The 16569-nt window shown below is 54.2% G+C and carries 22 protein-coding genes, 1 tRNA gene and 1 pseudogene; 12 read left to right on the forward strand and 12 right to left on the reverse strand.

Annotated features, from left to right (window positions below):
* Window positions 1-158 precede the first annotated feature (158 nt).
* The 5 genes and pseudogenes from ACEVJL_RS14815 to trmB all read right to left on the reverse strand — a co-directional run bounded on the left by ACEVJL_RS14815 (window position 159) and on the right by trmB (window position 4988).
* Window positions 159-1961 (reverse strand): ABC transporter ATP-binding protein, encoded by a 1803-nt coding sequence (locus tag ACEVJL_RS14815; protein WP_374738268.1) that lies wholly within the window; start codon window positions 1959-1961, stop codon window positions 159-161.
* A pseudogene (locus ACEVJL_RS14820) lies at window positions 1954-2558 on the reverse strand (ATP-binding cassette domain-containing protein). Before ACEVJL_RS14820 ends, ACEVJL_RS14815 begins: the two are co-directional and overlap by 8 nt.
* Window positions 2453-3688, reverse strand: coding sequence for an ABC transporter permease (locus tag ACEVJL_RS14825; protein ID WP_374738269.1), 1236 nt, complete (start codon window positions 3686-3688; stop codon window positions 2453-2455). The pseudogene ACEVJL_RS14820 and the gene ACEVJL_RS14825 overlap by 106 nt, the downstream one beginning before the upstream one ends.
* Entirely contained in the window at window positions 3676-4119 is a 444-nt protein-coding gene (locus ACEVJL_RS14830; protein ID WP_374738270.1) for a MarR family winged helix-turn-helix transcriptional regulator, read from the reverse strand. Before ACEVJL_RS14830 ends, ACEVJL_RS14825 begins: the two co-directional genes overlap by 13 nt.
* A gap of 134 nt (window positions 4120-4253) precedes the next feature.
* Complete coding sequence (trmB, locus tag ACEVJL_RS14835; protein WP_374738271.1) at window positions 4254-4988, reverse strand: tRNA (guanosine(46)-N7)-methyltransferase TrmB; 735 nt, start codon at window positions 4986-4988, stop codon at window positions 4254-4256.
* A 146-nt stretch (window positions 4989-5134) separates the two neighbouring features.
* Here trmB and ACEVJL_RS14840 point away from each other — a divergent pair.
* Window positions 5135-5210, forward strand: a tRNA-Pro gene (locus tag ACEVJL_RS14840).
* Window positions 5211-5295: 85 nt separating this feature from the next.
* Window positions 5296-5646: a DUF1801 domain-containing protein gene (locus ACEVJL_RS14845; protein WP_374738272.1), complete on the forward strand. Its 351-nt coding sequence runs from the start codon at window positions 5296-5298 to the stop codon at window positions 5644-5646.
* 19 nt (window positions 5647-5665) lie between these two features.
* Here the strand turns inward: ACEVJL_RS14845 and ACEVJL_RS14850 are convergent, their stop codons facing one another.
* Together ACEVJL_RS14850 and ACEVJL_RS14855 are read right to left on the reverse strand one after the other, a co-directional pair.
* Window positions 5666-6052 carry a hypothetical protein gene (locus tag ACEVJL_RS14850; protein ID WP_302668594.1) on the reverse strand — a complete coding sequence of 129 codons (387 nt, stop codon included), beginning with the start codon at window positions 6050-6052 and terminating at the stop codon, window positions 5666-5668.
* Window positions 6053-6058: 6 nt separating this feature from the next.
* Window positions 6059-6574: a YcxB family protein gene (locus tag ACEVJL_RS14855; protein WP_374738273.1), complete on the reverse strand. Its 516-nt coding sequence runs from the start codon at window positions 6572-6574 to the stop codon at window positions 6059-6061.
* Window positions 6575-6793: 219 nt separating this feature from the next.
* On the opposite strand from ACEVJL_RS14855, the gene ACEVJL_RS14860 reads away from it, so the two are divergent.
* Together ACEVJL_RS14860 and ACEVJL_RS14865 are read left to right on the forward strand one after the other, a co-directional pair.
* Entirely contained in the window at window positions 6794-7522 is a 729-nt protein-coding gene (locus tag ACEVJL_RS14860; RefSeq protein ID WP_374738274.1) for an alpha/beta fold hydrolase, read from the forward strand.
* Window positions 7523-7535: 13 nt separating this feature from the next.
* On the forward strand, window positions 7536-7754 hold the full coding sequence (locus ACEVJL_RS14865; protein WP_374738275.1) for an aspartate dehydrogenase: 219 nt from the start codon (window positions 7536-7538) through the stop codon (window positions 7752-7754).
* A 59-nt stretch (window positions 7755-7813) separates the two neighbouring features.
* Here the strand turns inward: ACEVJL_RS14865 and ACEVJL_RS14870 are convergent, their stop codons facing one another.
* The 3 genes from ACEVJL_RS14870 to ACEVJL_RS14880 all read right to left on the reverse strand — a co-directional run bounded on the left by ACEVJL_RS14870 (window position 7814) and on the right by ACEVJL_RS14880 (window position 9804).
* Entirely contained in the window at window positions 7814-8473 is a 660-nt protein-coding gene (locus tag ACEVJL_RS14870) for a flavodoxin (protein ID WP_235398658.1), read from the reverse strand.
* On the reverse strand, window positions 8470-8832 hold the full coding sequence (locus ACEVJL_RS14875; RefSeq protein WP_302668598.1) for a MerR family transcriptional regulator: 363 nt from the start codon (window positions 8830-8832) through the stop codon (window positions 8470-8472). The genes ACEVJL_RS14870 and ACEVJL_RS14875 overlap by 4 nt, the downstream gene beginning before the upstream one ends.
* 75 nt (window positions 8833-8907) lie before the next feature.
* A complete protein-coding gene (locus ACEVJL_RS14880) occupies window positions 8908-9804 on the reverse strand; it encodes a LysR family transcriptional regulator (protein WP_374738276.1) in 897 nt (298 codons plus the stop codon).
* 154 nt (window positions 9805-9958) lie between these two features.
* On the opposite strand from ACEVJL_RS14880, the gene ACEVJL_RS14885 reads away from it, so the two are divergent.
* Window positions 9959-10435 carry a flavodoxin gene (locus ACEVJL_RS14885; RefSeq protein WP_374738277.1) on the forward strand — a complete coding sequence of 159 codons (477 nt, stop codon included), beginning with the start codon at window positions 9959-9961 and terminating at the stop codon, window positions 10433-10435.
* Between the two features lie 54 nt (window positions 10436-10489).
* Here ACEVJL_RS14885 and ACEVJL_RS14890 read toward each other — a convergent pair whose 3' ends face one another.
* Together ACEVJL_RS14890 and ACEVJL_RS14895 are read right to left on the reverse strand one after the other, a co-directional pair.
* Complete coding sequence (locus ACEVJL_RS14890) at window positions 10490-10933, reverse strand: GNAT family N-acetyltransferase (protein ID WP_374738278.1); 444 nt, start codon at window positions 10931-10933, stop codon at window positions 10490-10492.
* 8 nt (window positions 10934-10941) lie between these two features.
* Window positions 10942-11472 carry a dihydrofolate reductase family protein gene (locus tag ACEVJL_RS14895; RefSeq protein ID WP_374738279.1) on the reverse strand — a complete coding sequence of 177 codons (531 nt, stop codon included), beginning with the start codon at window positions 11470-11472 and terminating at the stop codon, window positions 10942-10944.
* A 128-nt stretch (window positions 11473-11600) separates the two neighbouring features.
* Here ACEVJL_RS14895 and ACEVJL_RS14900 point away from each other — a divergent pair, with 128 nt between their 5' ends.
* From ACEVJL_RS14900 to ACEVJL_RS14935, 7 genes are all read left to right on the forward strand, one after another.
* Window positions 11601-12509, forward strand: a complete 909-nt coding sequence (locus ACEVJL_RS14900; protein ID WP_374738280.1) for a helix-turn-helix transcriptional regulator — start codon at window positions 11601-11603, stop codon at window positions 12507-12509.
* A 1-nt stretch (window position 12510) separates the two neighbouring features.
* Complete coding sequence (locus ACEVJL_RS14905) at window positions 12511-12834, forward strand: TfoX/Sxy family protein (protein ID WP_374738281.1); 324 nt, start codon at window positions 12511-12513, stop codon at window positions 12832-12834.
* A gap of 2 nt (window positions 12835-12836) precedes the next feature.
* Complete coding sequence (locus ACEVJL_RS14910) at window positions 12837-13472, forward strand: GyrI-like domain-containing protein (protein WP_302668604.1); 636 nt, start codon at window positions 12837-12839, stop codon at window positions 13470-13472.
* Window positions 13473-13769: 297 nt separating this feature from the next.
* A complete protein-coding gene (locus ACEVJL_RS14920) occupies window positions 13770-14279 on the forward strand; it encodes a helix-turn-helix domain-containing protein (RefSeq protein WP_374738282.1) in 510 nt (169 codons plus the stop codon).
* A gap of 109 nt (window positions 14280-14388) precedes the next feature.
* Window positions 14389-15246: an AraC family transcriptional regulator gene (locus ACEVJL_RS14925; RefSeq protein WP_374738283.1), complete on the forward strand. Its 858-nt coding sequence runs from the start codon at window positions 14389-14391 to the stop codon at window positions 15244-15246.
* A 215-nt stretch (window positions 15247-15461) separates the two neighbouring features.
* Complete coding sequence (locus ACEVJL_RS14930) at window positions 15462-15821, forward strand: dihydropteridine reductase (RefSeq protein ID WP_302668605.1); 360 nt, start codon at window positions 15462-15464, stop codon at window positions 15819-15821.
* A 19-nt stretch (window positions 15822-15840) separates the two neighbouring features.
* Entirely contained in the window at window positions 15841-16440 is a 600-nt protein-coding gene (locus tag ACEVJL_RS14935) for a TetR/AcrR family transcriptional regulator (protein ID WP_374738284.1), read from the forward strand.
* The last annotated feature ends 129 nt before the right edge of the window (window positions 16441-16569 follow it).

A 16569-nucleotide genomic window follows, 5' to 3' on the forward strand; every position in this document is an offset into this window, starting at 1 on the left:
CAGCGCATCCAGTTAAAAACTGGAGTGGCACCGCTCATGCTGCGCCACTCCGCTTAAAACTTCAATATTTTCCTACCAAGGGGCTTTTTTGTGCTGTCCGTACAATCTGGGGCACTCCACTATTTAGTCTCCCAGCCGGGTTTCTTTCTGTCTGTATTTTAGGAGAGCTCGAACATTCCGTTATAGAGCTGGTAATATACCCCCTGCTGTTCCAGCAGTTCATCATGATTGCCCCGTTCAACAATCTTCCCGTGCTCCAGCACCATGATGGCATCGGCGTTGCGGACCGTAGACAGCCGGTGGGCAATGACAAATACCGTGCGTCCCTCCATCAGCTGGTCCATGCCCTTCTCAATCAGGGCCTCGGTGCGGGTATCGATGGACGAGGTGGCCTCATCCAGAATGAGCACCGGCGGGTCGGCTACTGCCGCCCGGGCAATGGCCAGTAGCTGCCGCTGCCCCTGAGAGAGGTTGTAGCCGTCGGCGGTGACCAGGGTGTCGTAGCCGCGGGGCAACCGGCGGATAAAGGAGTCGGCATTGGCGATGCAGGCCGCCCGCTGGATCTCCTCCATGGTAGCATCCAGTTTCCCGAAGCGGATGTTGTCAGCGATGGTCCCGGTAAACAGGTGGGTGTCCTGGAGAACAATCCCCAGAGAACTGCGCAAAGCGCTCTTCTGGATATCCCTCACGTCGATCCCGTCATAGAGGATGCGTCCCCCCTGCACATCATAAAACCGGTTGATGAGGTTGGTGATGGTGGTCTTTCCCGCACCGGTGGAGCCCACAAAGGCGATCTTCTGCCCCGGCTTGGCATACAGACTCACTTCTCTCAACACGGGGTGTCCGGGCTCGTAGCCGAAGTCCACATGCTCAAAGCGCACATCGCCCCGCAGGGGAATATCCTCTCCCGCCGGCTTATGCCAGGCCCAGCCCTGCCCTGCCTTTTCCAGACTCACGGCTCCCTCATCCACCTCAGGAGCTTCATCCATGACCTCAAAGACACGCTCGGCACCTGCCAGCGCAGCCAGCAGGAAGTTGCTCTGCTGGGTAAACTGATTGATGGGCGCGGCGGCCTGACGCACAAAGACCAGATAGCTGGCCAGACTGCCCGCGTCGGTCATCCCTTTCAGGGCCATAATGCCTCCCAGGACAGAAACAATGGCGTAGTTGATATAAGAGATGGTCACCACCGCGGGGATCATGGTAGCGGCATAGCCCTGGGCTCCGGTACCTGCCCGGCGGAGAGCCTCATTCTTCTCATCAAAAATCTTCAGACTGACCTGCTCGTGGTTGAAGACCTGTACCACTTTCTGTCCGTTGACCATCTCCTGGATATAACCATCCAGATCGCCCAGACAGGCCTGCTGTTTGGTGTAGTAAGCCCGGCTGCGGCGGCTGCTGAAGCGGATGTAGGCAAACATGGCCGCATAACACACAACCACCACCAGGGACAGCTGCCAATTGAGTACAAAGAGCAAAATCAGGGTGCCCGTCATCTGAATGAAGCTCTGGATGGCCATGGCAAAGCTGTTGTTCAGCGCATCGGCGATGGTGTCCACGTCGTTGGTGAAGTAACTCATAATATCGCCGTGCCGGCGGGTATCAAAGAAGCGCAGAGGCAAAGTCTGGAGGTGGGCAAACAGATCCCGCCGAATATCCAGCAGCACCTTCTGGGCCGCCCGCACCATGGTCTGAGTATATCCAAAGGAACACAGCACGCCGATCCCATAGATGACCACCGTCAGGGCAATTCCCTGAATCAGGGTCTCCATATTTCCCGACACCAGCGCGTTGACCACCGGACGGATCATGTATGTCCCCAGTAGATTGGCCGTGGCGCTGACAGCCACCAGCACCCCCACTGCCAGCAGCAGGAACTTGTGCCGTCCCAGGTAGGAGAGGAAGGTCTTTACCGTATAGCCCAGACGCTTGGGCTTTTTCCCGCTGAAGGTTCTAGCCATGGAGCTCCCCTCCTTTCATCTGAGATGCGTAGATCTCCTGGTAGATAGGGTCACGCTCCAGGAGCTGCTGGTGGGTTCCTACCGCGTGGACCTTGCCGTCATCCAGAATGATGATCTGGTCCGTATTCATCACCGAGGTGATCCGCTGGGCAATGATGATCTTGGTCACACCCTCCAGGCTGGCCAGCTCCCGGCGGATTTTTCCCTCGGTCGCGGTGTCCACCGCACTGGTGGAGTCATCAAAAATGAGCACCTTGGGGTGCTTGAGCAGCGTTCGAGCGATGCACAGCCGCTGCTTCTGGCCACCGGAGACATTCACGCCGCCCTGCCCCAAGTCGCTCTTGAGGCCGCCGGGCATTTCCGAGACAAATTCATCGGCGCAGGCCGCCCTGCAGGCTGCCCACAGCTGTTCATCCTCTGCCTGGGCATCGCCCCAGCGCAGGTTCTCCTCCACTGTACCGGAAAAAAGCACGTTCTTTTGCAGCACAATACTACCGCGTCCCGCAGGGCGTGGATATCATACTCCCGCACGTCCCGGCCGCCCACCCGGACAGTTCCTTCGGTGGCGTCGTAAAGGCGGGGAATGAGCTGTACCAAGGTGCTCTTGGCCGAGCCGGTGCCGCCCAGAATGCCCACAGTCTGCCCCGCCTTGATTGCAGGTCTACCTGAGACAAGGCATATTCCTGCGCGTCTGCATGGTATTTAAACGATACTCCCTCAAAGTCCACACTGCCGTCGGCCACCTGGGTGACCGCATCCTGGGGCGAGGTGATCTGGGGCTGCTCCTCCAACACCTGGGTAATGCGGTGGACACTGGCCAGAGACCGGGTGAGCAGTAAAAATACGTTTGAGAGCATCATCATGGAGTTCATGACCTGAAACACATAGCTGAGAAATCCTGTCAGGTCTCCCACCAAAAGGTCCCCATCCAGAATCATGTTTCCCCCAAACCACATGATAAGCACGATGGCGGTATACATGGTCAACTGCAGGGAAGGCAGATTCAGCACCGCCCAGCGGAAGGTCTCCTTGGAGGTATCCGCCAGACGGCTGTTGACCACCTGAAAGCGCTCCTCCTCCGCCTTACCCCGAACAAAGGCCTTTACTGCGCGGATGGCTGTCAGATTCTCCTGCACTACATTGTTCAGCCGGTCCACTGCTTTCTGGAGCCGTCCATACATCGGTGCTACCTTCCGCACGATGCAAAAGAGAATGGCTCCCAGAATGGGTGCGCACACGATAAAAATCACGGCCAGCCGGGCATTCATCCAGAACGACAATCCCACTCCCATCACCAGCATGATGGGGCTGCGCACCAGAGGCCGGAATCCGCCGTTGATGGCGCTTTGCAGCACTGTCACGTCAGTGGTCATCCGAGTAACCAAGGAAGCGGCGTCAAAGTGGTCCAGATTGGCAAAGGAATAGCGCTGAACCTGAGCAAACTGGGCGCGGCGCACCTGGTCTCCCCAACCATAGGATGCCCGGGCAGCAAACCGGGCATAGAGCAGCCCAGTCACCAGGGCACAAAGAGCGCATATTCCCATTTGGCCTCCCTTATGGAGAACGTAATCAATATCCTGATTGGCTACACCCACGTCGATGAGGTCTGCCATCAGCACCGGGATCACCAGTTCAAAGCAGGTTTCTACCACGACCAGCAAGGCGCCGATCAGCAGATCCTTTCGATAGGGACCAAGATAGCGCAGCAGACGCTTCAGCTCTCCCATCGCTCTTCCTCCTTCCCCTCCCGGAGATTCCGGTACGCCCGCACCAGGAAGTCCGCAAACTGTTGCCGCTCCTCCGGCATAAAGCCCTGGAGCATCTGCTCCTCCTCCTGGGCGCAAAACTCTGTCCAAGCCTGTACCGCCTGCCGTCCCTTCTCGGTCAGCTCTGCCAGGTCGCCGCGCCGGCTTGTCTCGTCCCTTCTGCGCACCACAAAGCCGCCTCGCTCCAAGGCATCTATCATCCGGGACACCGCCGCCGGGTCAATCTCAAAATAGTCCGCCAACTCCTTCTGCCGACAGGGACCATGGCTGTTCAGATAGACCAGAAGTTTGGGCTGCCCCGCCCCCAGGCCAACGCGCCCAAAACAGGGACGCAAATAATTGCGCTGAGCATGAAACGCCCGGTAGAGCAGCATGTGAAAGGTTCGTTCCATCGGTTATCCCCTTCCCTTTTCTTGACATATCAATTATTGATATATCAATTATAACAGTTCACTTTTTTCTGTCAATTCCCCCATAAAAAATAGCCGGAGGGGCTCTGCACTTCCTCTCCGGCGTATAATTTGATTTACTCTGCCTGTTCTGCAGCGCCTTCCGGCTGCGCCTCTTTCTCTACCGGACGATTCATCGGCCCGGCAATGGGAACAAACTCCGGTTCCTCCTGCATATGTTCCTTGGTCCCCACGCAGCGGTTGATGGGGGTGCCCAGATTATGGAACTTCTCCTCGTAATCGGTCATGACCCCCTGAATGCCGTTGGCATGCAGATCTCGGGTCACCTCCGACAGCGTATACCCCGCCTTGGGGAACTGAAACAAAGAGTATTCAAACAGGTCCCGGTTATCCGTCTTAAAGTGGATCTCTCCCCCGTCCTTCAGCACTCCGCGGTACAGCACCAGGAAGTTCTTATGGGTCAGACGACGCCGGGCATGGTGATTGGACGGCCAGGGATCGCAGAAATTGATAAACAGCCGGTCTACCTCTTCCGGGGCAAAATAATCTCTCAGCCGGGCCGCATCGCCGTCCACAAAGAACACATTCGTCAGTTTCTTCTCTGCACAGCGCTCCATGGCAATGACCATCGCGTCAGGTACGCGCTCCACCGCGATATACAAAACGTCAGCGTGCTGCTCCGCCATTTCCGCTGTAAAACGTCCCTTGCCGCATCCCAGCTCCAGCCAGATCTGCTTTGCCTCGGGCATCAGCTCCCGCCACTTTCCTCGCTGACCTGCCGGATCAGACACTAAAAACTGAGCGCAGCGCTCCATTCTGGGGATCAGGTTGGGCTTTTTTCTCATTCGCATCCCATGTTCACCTCACACTTTTTTCGCAATCATATTACCATACTCAAACAACACTTGCAATCTTTTTAAAAATATACTATACTAATATAGCTTCGCGCATGTTGGTGCTCTGTGAGCAAATCAATTTTGCATCAACGATCCTATAACCGGGTGTGGCGCAGTTGGTAGCGCGCTTGCTTTGGGAGCAAGATGCCGGGAGTTCGAGTCTCCCCACTCGGACCATTTTTATTAGAAAAACCGCCACATTTGGCGGTTTTTCTGCGTTTAATTATCAATTTTATTAGTATCTAAACTTTGGAGGTACTGTATGGGCGCAGCTTCTGTTTCCGAGTACGCTGCATCACTAAACGAGCAGCAACAGCAGCCTGTCAATGCATTTATTCATTTTATGAACACCAACTATCCTCAGCTGACCAATAAAATCTCTTTTTCCATGCCCATGTGGCTGATCGGAAAAAAGATGTCCGAAGGATATGTCGCAGTTTCTGCTGCAAAAAATCACTTCTCCATCCATTTTTCTGATGAGGAATTTCTGAATCGTTTGACCGAGAGTCTTCCGGCCTGCAAACGCGGAAAACGCTGCATCAACATCAAATACGGCGATGAGCAGTCGCTCTATACCGTTGAGGAAAGCATCGGCGACTTCCTGAAGCTGTAAGAGGAAACCATGGACGCAGCTATTGCAGTGGATCATTTTCTTCGAAAAACTCCACCTCCAGCTGCTCTTTGGGCTGGCCGATATATTGCCGGGACTCCTGGAGCCGCTGCTCCATTTTTCTAATCTCCTTCTGAAGCTGCCGACGACTTTTTGTTTGATTCATGTTCAAGAAAAGATGGTACCGCCCCTGCAGGGTGTCTATCTTAGGTGGGAATGTAATGACCTTGTCTCCAATCCAGTTCCCCTCTAACTCGTTCCGGCAGATCTCATCGTCCATGACTGCCATATAGAGCGCATATCGTGTGAACTCCTTGAGCGGCATCCGAAACATCCAGCGCCAGCAGGCAGCCGCACCAGCTCCAACTGCCAGACAGCTCAGAGCCGCAGCTTTGTGACCTGTTTTCATGTTCTTTTATCCTCCAATGTCCTGTACTCTGCGTCCGGACTTCTCTTCTATAAAACGGTAGAATTCCGGGATACTGCCGCCCTTCAGCGCCGCCTTTTCCATAGCCAGGGCGTGGTTCTTTCCCATTACAAAAACAAGATAACCTCCGCTCTCTGCCAGCGCAAGGATCTTTTCATACTGCCACTTAGTCTCCGCCGCGGGAGTTTTTACAAGGTAATGGTCGGCATAGAATGTGGTATCGGCAAAGTCTGTGCCCGGCAAAGCCTTACGCTTTGCAAAATACGCATTGATGGAATCTTCTTTCCAGTGAAGCAACAGCAATGCTGCAATCACTGCGCAGTGGAGCACCGTCTGCCATACTCTCCCCCAGGACAGCCAAAGGGATACTAGTAAAAGCCCGATGATGATCCAGGCATACACGCGGATTTGCCGACTTCTTTTGGCCCGGACCGTCTTTCGAATCGCCCGTGCCATCGCGGTCAGTGCCTTGTGATCATATGTGGTATGACAAGTAAACTCCATAGGTACCTCCCAGGCCGTCACAACAGTTATTTTTCAATGTGAGCACCACTATACCATGTAAAAAACACATTTGAGATGAATTTTTTCTTAATTGCCCTTAAGGTTGTATCGTTCTCGTTCTTCTAAACCACCGGCACACTGCTCCCAAGGTCTATTCCAAAGCCACTGGCCGGATGATCGGGGCTTGATTGGGCCTATACTGACTGAGGTGATTGAAACATGAAGACAAAGCAAACGTCCCGGCGCAAAAAATGGCTCATTGCCGGAGGAATCGTTCTTCTGGTCCTGGCCATTCTGGCGGCCGCGTTTTTCTGGTACGTGTCCGATTATTACCGGGCAGAGGATGTGGCTCTTGAGGTCCTGGCTCAGGACAGCGGCATCTCGGTGCAAGACAATCTGACTATCCTTTCTCCATCTTCCCCCACCGACACCGCCATCATTTTCTATCCCGGCGCCAAAGTCGAAGCAGAGGCCTACCTTCCTCTGCTCAATCAGATTCGACAGACCGGGGTTACCTGCATTTTGGTCCATATGCCGTTCCATATGGCGATTTTTGATGCCAATGCGGCAGAAGAAGTGATTGCTCAATTCCCTGAAATCCAGCATTGGTATATCGCCGGACACTCCATGGGCGGCGCCATGGCTTCCAAGTTCGCCTCTGATTATCCCGATCAGGTTGATGGGCTTATCCTGTTGGGAGCCTACATCTATGGAGATTATCCGGATGAAAAGACTTTGACTGTTTATGGCTCCCTTAACCAGAGCGTGGAGGACCACATCGACTACACGGAGAACATTGTGGAGATCGAAGGCGGAAACCACGCTCAGTTCGGCAACTACGGCCCACAGAAGGGGAACTTGCCCGCAACGATTTCTACGGAGGAACAGCAGACCCAGACGGTGGCTGCCATTGAGGCATTTCTGCAATCAGCTGAATCTCAAAAATGAGGAGAGATACAGGATGTTTTTCAAGAAAAAGCAGGAAAAGCGGTCCTATGACAAGGAAAATCAGAAACCGGTGATTCGCTCCAGCATCTGTACCGGAGAGAAGGCTGCGGGATTTCAGGACATGCATACCGGAAAGTTTACTGAAATCATGCTGATCCGCACTCCCGGCGACCTGGAGGAGTTTCGGCGCCTCTACGGCATCGACGAGCGCGAGATTTCTACACAATACTGAAAACAGAGCAGATCCCAAATGGGATCTGCTCTGCGCTTTATATCACGGAACTTGATCGCTTATTCAGACAGCTCCAGTTCCTCCACCCATGCCGCCACTTCCTCCTGGGAGGCATTGCTGCCAAAGCGCTGGCCTGCCAGCCACTTGGCGTCAGGAGCAGAGTTGTGGAGATTCTCAGCACTGGAACCAATACCGCTGGAGCCGGATGTACAAAAAGGCACAATGGTCACGCCGTCAAAATCATAGCTTTCCAGAAAGGTCTGCATGATCTTGGGCGCCTGTCCCCACCAGATCGGGTAACCCAAAAACACCACATCATAATCTTCCGGATGCTCCAGTGTTCCGGCAATAGTGGGCCGGGCATCGGGATCATTTTGTTCCAGGTTAGCACGGCAGTCACCGTTGCTGTAATTGAGATCGTTATCCGTATAAGGCTCCTCGGGGACGATCTCATAGAGGTCGGCATCCAAAACAGTTTGGACATACTGGGCAACACACTCTGTATTACCGGTGGCAGAAAAATAGGCCACCAACACACGGGATTTCTCATGCACGGTCGACTTGCTCTCATCCGGCATGGAGAAAATTTCGTCTTCGGATGCGTTCTCCCCCTGGACAGTCTGAGATGAATGGGAACCACTTTGGTTCTCCGCTTCTGCGCAGGCCGTCAGAGTACAAAGCAGCATCACAGCGCTCAGCATGGCAAGGATTCGTTTCATTCTCTCTTCCCTCCTTGTGTTTTTCGAATCTCATGGCGCAGGTAATCCAGCCGCTGGAGCTGGCGCTCCTTGAAGTGGATCTCTTCCAAGGCAGCACTACGCTTTTTCTCCAGCATGCTGAGGCGTTGTACGGCCGTATGATCCCCCTCCAGCAGAAGGCGCATGTAGGCCTCCACTTCCTCCACGGTAAATCCAATATCGTGGAGGGTCATGATGGTGCTCAGCCGCTCCAGGTCGCCATCGTCATACTGCCAATCGCCCATCACCTTTTTCACCGCGCCGCACAAACCCCAACTCTCGTATTCCCGCAGAATGTGCATGGGGATATGATAGCGCTCGCTCGCCTCCTGTATGGTCATATCAAAGCCTCCAAATAAAAAATGTGGGCGTCCTTCTTCGGATACCCACATTCTAAAACGGTTTGTCCTCTATGTCTAATGCTTATTTTCTTTCTCCTGATATGCCTCTTGGACATTTTTGATGTGTTCATGGAAGGCCTCAATCACCGCCGTCAGCGCCTGATCCTTCTTCCAGACCAGCACCGTTCCTGTTTCCATAGCAGGCGAAAGAGGCAGGAAGCGCAGATCATCAAAGGCCAGGTTCAGATCAAAGCCCAGCGCCGCTCCTACACCGCAGCGCACCATATTGGCGGCATTGAGGATGAGGTTGAAGGTGGCGGCAATCTGAAGACGATCCCAACGATCTCCAAACCAACTGGCCAGCTCCTGCTGTACGCTTTCCCGCCCACTGACCAACAGAGGAACCGATTCCAGATCCTGAGGTGTAACCGCGTCCAGTTCAGCCAAGGGGGAATCTGTCCGCACCAACACGCCCCAGCGGTCCTTCTCCTTCATCCGGCAGAAGGCATATTTTCCTACATCCACCGGCTCCGTCAGCAGTCCCATATCCAGCAGTCCCATGTCCAGCCGCTCCTTTACATCGTCGGCATTGGCGCTGAAAATGCGGAATGTGACCTTGGGATAGCGCTCCTGAAAAGTACGGATGGCCTGAGAAAGAAAGGTCATGCTCCGGGTCTCCCCCGCGCCGATGGCAATCTCCCCCATCAGTTCTGTCTCCCGAGCGGCAAATTCCCGGGCTGTTTTATCCGCCAGGTCCACCAGCTCTTGGGCACGGCGGCGCAGCAGCATCCCTTCGTCGGTCAGGACAATGTGGTAACGGCTGCGGTGAAAGAGCTGCACCCCCAACTCCTCCTCCAGCTGCATTAACTGCCGGGACAGGGTGGGCTGGGTCAAATGGAGCAGTGCTGCAGCCTTAGTGATGTTTTCCTCCCGGGCTACCGCCAGGAAATATCTCAAAACACGAAGTTCCATAGGTATCCCTCCTTCCTTCATCCTACCATTCCTGTCTCGCTCCCGCAAGATAAAAATGCCTGTACAGAATACCTGCAAATAGAAAATGAGTATTTTACATTTCTGGATGCTGGATTTACAATGGAGCCAGAAGATGCGTAAGGAGGTTATTCGTATGAACGCATTGGTTGCTTATTTTTCCGCCACTGGCACCACTGCCAAGGCGGCAAAGGCTCTGGCAAATGCTGTTGGCGGGGATCTCTATGAGATCAAACCTGCCGTCCCCTACACCAGCACCGATCTGAACTGGATGGACAAGAGTTCCCGCTCCAGCGTGGAGATGAAGGATACCCACTCCCGCCCCGCTCTGGCCGACACCAACGCTCCGGTGGCTGGACATGATGTGATCTTCCTGGGCTTCCCTGTGTGGTGGTATGTGGCTCCCACCATCCTTAATACCTTCCTGGAGGCCTATGACTTCTCCGGGAAAACCATCGTCCTCTTTGCCACCTCCGGCGGCAGCGGTTTGGGCAAGTCGGCCGCTGGGCTGCGCTCCAGCGCTCCTGGCGCCAAGATCGTGGATGGCCGGATGCTCAATGGCCGTCTGAATGAAGCGGAGCTGAAAGCTTGGGTGGAAGGGCTGAAGCTGTAAAGCATCCCGTATATTGAAAAAATGTGGAGTGCACTAACAGACACTCCACATTTTTTATATTTCTTTTTGCAGATACACCATATCCACTAACTGAACCCCGCATTCGTAGATGGGGTGGTCATAGTGGTCGGTGAAAAAGTTCTTGACCAGGTGGTGCCTGCGAAAGCCGCAGGATTCATAAAACGGGATGGTGGAGGGACTGTCCCCGGTGCCCACCTGCAGCACGGTATACTGCTCTTTGTAGGTTCGGGCGAGGAAGTCCACCAGGGCTTTTCCGTAGCCTCTGCCCTGAACTTCCGGTCTTACGGCAATATTTTTCAGTTCCAGGATGCCGCTGCCCTCGTCCGTCACCACACATTCAGCCTTGACCCCGCCGTCCTCCAACACATACATGGTTCCACGCTCCAGATAGCGGTCAATCATGTCCTCCTGCTCATCCGCAAGCAGAAGCAGATCCAGATACTGCTTTTTATCTGTTTCGATTTTCTTGAGCTTCATACCTGCATTCACCGCTTTTCATACACCAGATCCACGATTCCGTTCCAATGTTCCGTCCCCACCAGCTTCAGCGGCAGTTCCCGAGGAAGCTCCGGAAACAGTCGCACACCTTTTCCCAGTACCGTGGGGATGATGGACAGCCACAGTTTATCGATGCACCCCTCTTTCAACAGCTGCCCAGCCACCGACGCGCCACCGCAAATCCAGACATTGCCCTCATGTGACTCTTTCAGCTTGTCCACCAAGGCAGTCAAGTCCCCATTCCAGAAGAAAATATTCTCCAGATCTTCTTTCTGCCGGTGGGTCACCACATAACTGGGCCGACCTTCATAGGGCCAGCTATCCGGGGAGAGCTCTGTGACGAGCTGGTGATAGGTGGTCCAGCCCATAACAATGGCGTCCACCGTATCCAAAAACGCCGGGTAACTGCCGGGGGCATCCGGCTCACTGCCGTCGCCTGACAACCAAGCCACGCCGCCCTGTTCGTCCGCAAGATATCCATCCACGCTGATGGCGAGATATAGCAAAACCTGTCCCATAACCATTTCCTCCGTTGCCCTTATTGTACCCAAGAGTGATGAAAAGAACAAGGCAAAAGAAACATGACAGACTGTTGTCCGGTTCCTGTGCTATAATACAGGCAGAAATCAGAAAGGCGGTGGCTCCTATGAAGATGGAGCGGCTCATCGGCATTTTGTCCATCCTGCTTCAAAGAGAGAAAGTCACCGCCCCGGAGCTGGCGGAGCAATTCGAGGTATCTCGCCGGACCATCCAGCGGGACATTGAGTCTCTGTGCCGGGCAGGCATTCCCATCTCTACCGCTCAAGGAGCGGGCGGCGGTATCTCCATCATGGAGGGCTACCGGGTGGACCGCACCGTGCTCACCGATCCGGAGATGCAGGCCATCCTGGCGGGACTGCGCAGCCTTGACAGCGTCAGCGGCACCCGACGCTATACCCAGTTGATGGAGAAGCTGTCCGCCGGGACAGGTGGATTGGTACCCGGCGGCGCCCACATGCTTATTGACCTCTCCTCCTGGTACAAAACCAGCCTGCCGCCGAAAATTGAGCTCATCCAGGGAGCCATTGAGCAGCACCGCACCATTTGTTTTACCTATTTTTCCCCCAAGGAGGAGTCAGTGCGCACCGTCGAGCCCTGCTACCTGGTATTCCACTGGTCCACTTGGTATGTGTGGGGCTGGTGCCGGATGCGGAAGGATTACCGCCTTTTTAAACTTAACCGCATGACGGAGCTCTCCACCAGCGAGCCTTTTTCCCCTCGCTGCGCACCTCTGCCCAACCTGGAGCCGGAGCAGGTCTTTCCAGTCAAATATCAGGTCACTGTTCTTTTTGACTCCACCTGCCGCTGGCGGCTGGTGGAGGAGTACGGCGCGGACCGATTTACCGTGGAGCCGGACGGCAAACTGCGCTTTACCGGAGGCTTTCCCGATGCGGACAGCGTGCTCAGCTGGGTTTTGACCTTTGGGTATAAAGCGGAGCTGCTGGAACCACAGGAATTACGAGAACAGCTCGAAAATTTGACCAAAACTCTGGCCAATCGTTACAGGAGGGATTGATATGGCGTCTCATCAGGACTTTGTAGACTATGTGGCCGAGCAGCTGCGGGAGGCTGGCGCCATCCGCAGCCGGAAGATGTTCGGCGAATATGGCCTCTACTGCGACGATGTGTTCTTTGCCGTCATCTGCGACGATCAGTTTTTTGTAAAGGTCACCCCGCAAGGTGAAGCGGCGTTCCCTGACCTGCCCAAGGCTCCGCCCTACGAGGGGGCCAAGGACTCCTTTCTGGTGGAAGATGTAGAGAACCGGAAGCTTATGACAGAGCTGACCCGCATAACCTGCGAGGCGTTGAAAAGTAAGCCACAAAAGACGGGGAGGAAATGACCATGGCTTTTGACTACAAGAAAGAGTATAAGGAATTCTATCTGCCGCCCAAAACGCCGGGCATCATCACCGTGCCTGCCATGAATTTTCTGGCTGTACGGGGCCATGGTGATCCCAATGCGGAGAATGGCGCTTACAAGCAGGCTCTGGGGATGCTCTACGCCGTGGCTTTCACCATTAAAATGAGCAAGCTGGGCAAACACCAGCTGGAAGGCTACTTTGACTATGTGGTGCCGCCTCTGGAAGGCCTGTGGTGGCAGGAGGGCGTTCATGGGGTGGACTATACCCGTAAGGAAGATTTCCAGTGGATCTCCCTCATCCGCCTGCCGGAGTTTGTAACGAAAGAGGTCTTTGACTGGGCCATCCGAGAGGCCACAGAAAAGAAACAGCAGGACTTCTCCAAGGTAGAATTCTTTTCTTGGGAGGAAGGGCTGTGCGTCCAGTGCATGCACATCGGTCCCTACGACGACGAGCCCGCCACGGTGACCGCCATGAAGGAATACGCCAAGGCGCAGGGATACGAGGCGGACTTTGTGGAAGGTCGGTTCCACCACGAAATCTATTTAAGCGATGTGCGGCGGTGCAAACCGGAGCGGCTGAAAACCGTCATCCGGCACCCAATCAGGAGGGCACTATGAAAGGCTTTACCCGTACAGAAACCCGTTTCTCTCTGTGTGGTCTCAACTGTGCCCTGTGCTCCATGCATTTGGGCGGCTACTGTCCCGGCTGCGGCGGCGGAGCAGGCAACCAGAGCTGCACGATAGCCCGCTGTTCTCTGGAGCACGGCGGCGTTCCGTTTTGCTGGCAGTGCCCGGAGTACCCCTGCCCCCACTACGAGGGCTTCGACGACGGGGATTCCTTTGTCCCCCACCGGAACCGGCAGAAGGATATTACTCTGGCCCAAGGACTGGGTTTGGAGGCTTACCTTATCCCTCATGTTAAGCGAAAATATAAAAACAATCCGGAAATCAAAAGGACTTTCCCAACAGGATTTTGCCGTAAAACTGAATGTGGTGCGGCAAACGGTCTCCAAATGGGAGCAGGGACTGTCTGTCCCAGATTCGGATCTGCTCATCGCCCTGTCGGAAGCCCTGGAGACACCTGTGAGCACGCTGTTGGGAGAGAACGTGGCAGAGGCAGATGCGGATACAGTCAAGGTGCTCTCCGAAAAACTGGAGATCATCAATTTACAGTTTGCACGAAGAGCGGCAATGCGAAGAGCGTTCCTTCATTGGTCGTTAATCGCATTATGCGCGGTTATCGTGGTCATTTCAGCGGCCTTGGTCGTAGTCAATAGCCCTTACTTGAGTTGGGACTTTCGTGACCCAGAAATCGCCGTTGTCGGCACGGTTTTTCATGCATTTGAATGGCTGTTTGTCAGGCTGGCTCCCATTGTGTTGCTCGCGGCACTTGTCGGTATTTTTATGACGCGGAAAAAAGTATAAATATTTGACCTCCGCGATTCTTAAAAGCCACCGGACAAATATGAGCACAGAAAATCGGGCAGAGGGCACAGATTTCCGGTATGCTGGTTTCAGAAGGACGGTGTGACCTATGAATTGGGTAACAAGCATTCATCAGGCAATCCAGTATATCGAAGAACATCTCCGGGAGGAGCTGACCATCCGGGAGATCGCACAGCAGGCGGCCCTGTCTCCCTTTTACTTTCAGAAGGGCTTTGCCATGCTTTGCGGTATGACGGTGGGCGACTACATCCGCCAGCGCCGGCTCTCCGCCGCCGGGCTGGAGGTCCTCACGACGGACCGGAAAATCATCGATATTGCGCTGGAGTTCGGCTACGACTCGCCGGACAGCTTCACCAAGGCTTTTGCCCGTTTCCATGGTCTCACACCTGTCGCACTGCGAAAAAGCAGAGGCGCGGTCCGTTCCTTTGCTCCGCTTCGGATCAAAGTGACATTGGAAGGTGGTCAAAATATGGATTGCAAGATCATGAAAAAAGAGGCGTTCACCGTGCTCTGCCGGGCAAAGACTTTCAAGTATGAAGACGCTGCCGCACAGGTTCCCGAGTTCTGGGCGGAGCATTTCGGCACAGGCGGCGGCAAGGTGGTGTGCGGCATGTACGGCATTAACCTGGACGAGAGCATGGGCGGCAACGAGTTTGAATATCTCATCGCCGACAACTATGATCCCGCCAAGGAAGTTCCTGACGGTTTCATCACCCGCACCATCCCGGCCCACACCTGGGCGGTGTTTCCCTGTACCGGCCGTATGCCCCAGGCACTTCAGGGCCTGAACCAGCAGATTTTCTCCCAGTGGCTGCCCACGAACCCCGATTACAAGATTACCGCGGGCATCAATGTGGAGCTTTACAGCGACGCCAGCAAGTTTGAGAACGGTACCCAGGATCAGGATTACTACTGTGAGATCTGGATCCCGGTGGAAAAGAAATAAAGCAAAGCGTATTAAAGCGTATTTCAAATGTAATCTTTGACTATGATAAGAGCCGTAATTTTGATACAATGAGTATCAGATTGCGGCTCTTTCATAATAACGCAACTTCTGAAATCATCATGAAATTCAAACCGTGTCGTTCTCTTTTCTTGTTCCATCCTCTATGATCATATCAGCAGCTGCAGAGAATGAAGTTATGAGAGGAGAACATCACTATGAACACAGATAAAATTTTTGCGGAGGCCATCGCCAACGAATATGCCCCTAAGGACACCTCCAAGGTCGTTGCTCTGAGAAAACTGGATTGGAAGGCAAAGCGCTCGGCAACTCTCTTTGCCTATGGATTTGGCATTGGGATGGCGCTGGTCCTTGGGCTGGGAATGTGCCTTTCCATGCAAGTGATCGGAGACGGCAGCATCTTGATGACAGGCGGCGGGATTCTTTTGGGTATTCTGGGCATTGTCGGTGTAGGCCTGAACTACCCTGTCTACAAAAAGCTTCTCCGCACCGGTAAGGAAAAGTATGCCTTTGAGATCATGCAGTTGGCCCGGGAAATCAGCGAATCGGCGGAGTAACCCGTGAGGAGGGCGGCAAATGAACAAGTCTGAAAGTAAATATTTTAATACCGCCCTGCGGATGGACGAGGCCCTCCTGGCTCTGCTGGAGGAAAAGGACCTGGAATATATCACGGTGAAAGAGATCTGCCGCCAGGTCGGCGTAAACCGGTCCACCTTTTACCTGCACTACGAAACGATCTCTGACCTGGTGAATGAAGCCTTGGAGATGATCAACCAGCGCTTTCTCTCCTACTTTCCCCAGCAGGAAGAGGAAGTCCTTGGAAATATGGGCAGCCGAGAGCGGGAAGATCTGGTACTGGTCACCCGGGAATATCTTCTCCCCTATCTCCGCTTTATCCGCGACAACAAAAAAGTCTATCGGGCAGCCTTCCGGAACCCAGGCAGCATGCAGGCTCATACACGATATGGGGAACTAAAGCAGCGTATCCTCGGCCCTATTCTGGAGCGCTTTGACATTCCTGCCTCCCATCGTCCCTACTACATGGCCTACTATGTGGAGGGTATCATCGCAATTGTCAAAGAGTGGCTGCGGCAGGACTGCGCGGACGAGGTGGAGATGATTGCCGATATCATCGAGTCCTGTGCGCGGCCCAGAGACAAAAGACATGAGGAATGACAAAGCTATTCGGCGCTCCTGTGTCAGCGGCAAACATAAAACCTCCCATGCTGTGTTGTCCTCTGGATAAACACAGCATGGGAGGTTTTTTCTATGGGCCGCTCACCGGATGCAGGCCGGGGCTGCATC

Origin of the sequence: Flintibacter porci (genome assembly GCF_041925195.1) — a bacterium.
GTDB classification, from domain to species: Bacteria; Bacillota; Clostridia; order Oscillospirales; family Oscillospiraceae; genus Lawsonibacter; species Lawsonibacter porci.

Coding starts and splice junctions, on each gene's coding strand:
- ACEVJL_RS14880 (WP_374738276.1), bottom strand. CDS start 9,804: ATGGAACTTCGTGTTTTGAGATATTTCCTGGCGGTAGCCCGGGAGGAA.
- ACEVJL_RS14845 (WP_374738272.1), top strand. CDS start 5,296: ATGGGCGCAGCTTCTGTTTCCGAGTACGCTGCATCACTAAACGAGCAG.
- ACEVJL_RS14855 (WP_374738273.1), bottom strand. CDS start 6,574: ATGGAGTTTACTTGTCATACCACATATGATCACAAGGCACTGACCGCG.
- ACEVJL_RS14850 (WP_302668594.1), bottom strand. CDS start 6,052: ATGAAAACAGGTCACAAAGCTGCGGCTCTGAGCTGTCTGGCAGTTGGA.
- ACEVJL_RS14900 (WP_374738280.1), top strand. CDS start 11,601: ATGAAGATGGAGCGGCTCATCGGCATTTTGTCCATCCTGCTTCAAAGA.
- ACEVJL_RS14925 (WP_374738283.1), top strand. CDS start 14,389: ATGAATTGGGTAACAAGCATTCATCAGGCAATCCAGTATATCGAAGAA.
- ACEVJL_RS14890 (WP_374738278.1), bottom strand. CDS start 10,933: ATGAAGCTCAAGAAAATCGAAACAGATAAAAAGCAGTATCTGGATCTG.
- ACEVJL_RS14865 (WP_374738275.1), top strand. CDS start 7,536: ATGTTTTTCAAGAAAAAGCAGGAAAAGCGGTCCTATGACAAGGAAAAT.
- ACEVJL_RS14860 (WP_374738274.1), top strand. CDS start 6,794: ATGAAGACAAAGCAAACGTCCCGGCGCAAAAAATGGCTCATTGCCGGA.
- ACEVJL_RS14825 (WP_374738269.1), bottom strand. CDS start 3,688: ATGGGAGAGCTGAAGCGTCTGCTGCGCTATCTTGGTCCCTATCGAAAG.
- ACEVJL_RS14815 (WP_374738268.1), bottom strand. CDS start 1,961: ATGGCTAGAACCTTCAGCGGGAAAAAGCCCAAGCGTCTGGGCTATACG.
- ACEVJL_RS14905 (WP_374738281.1), top strand. CDS start 12,511: ATGGCGTCTCATCAGGACTTTGTAGACTATGTGGCCGAGCAGCTGCGG.
- ACEVJL_RS14885 (WP_374738277.1), top strand. CDS start 9,959: ATGAACGCATTGGTTGCTTATTTTTCCGCCACTGGCACCACTGCCAAG.
- ACEVJL_RS14930 (WP_302668605.1), top strand. CDS start 15,462: ATGAACACAGATAAAATTTTTGCGGAGGCCATCGCCAACGAATATGCC.
- ACEVJL_RS14870 (WP_235398658.1), bottom strand. CDS start 8,473: ATGAAACGAATCCTTGCCATGCTGAGCGCTGTGATGCTGCTTTGTACT.
- ACEVJL_RS14875 (WP_302668598.1), bottom strand. CDS start 8,832: ATGACCATACAGGAGGCGAGCGAGCGCTATCATATCCCCATGCACATT.
- ACEVJL_RS14895 (WP_374738279.1), bottom strand. CDS start 11,472: ATGGGACAGGTTTTGCTATATCTCGCCATCAGCGTGGATGGATATCTT.
- trmB (WP_374738271.1), bottom strand. CDS start 4,988: ATGCGAATGAGAAAAAAGCCCAACCTGATCCCCAGAATGGAGCGCTGC.
- ACEVJL_RS14935 (WP_374738284.1), top strand. CDS start 15,841: ATGAACAAGTCTGAAAGTAAATATTTTAATACCGCCCTGCGGATGGAC.
- ACEVJL_RS14830 (WP_374738270.1), bottom strand. CDS start 4,119: ATGGAACGAACCTTTCACATGCTGCTCTACCGGGCGTTTCATGCTCAG.
- ACEVJL_RS14910 (WP_302668604.1), top strand. CDS start 12,837: ATGGCTTTTGACTACAAGAAAGAGTATAAGGAATTCTATCTGCCGCCC.
- ACEVJL_RS14920 (WP_374738282.1), top strand. CDS start 13,770: ATGTTAAGCGAAAATATAAAAACAATCCGGAAATCAAAAGGACTTTCC.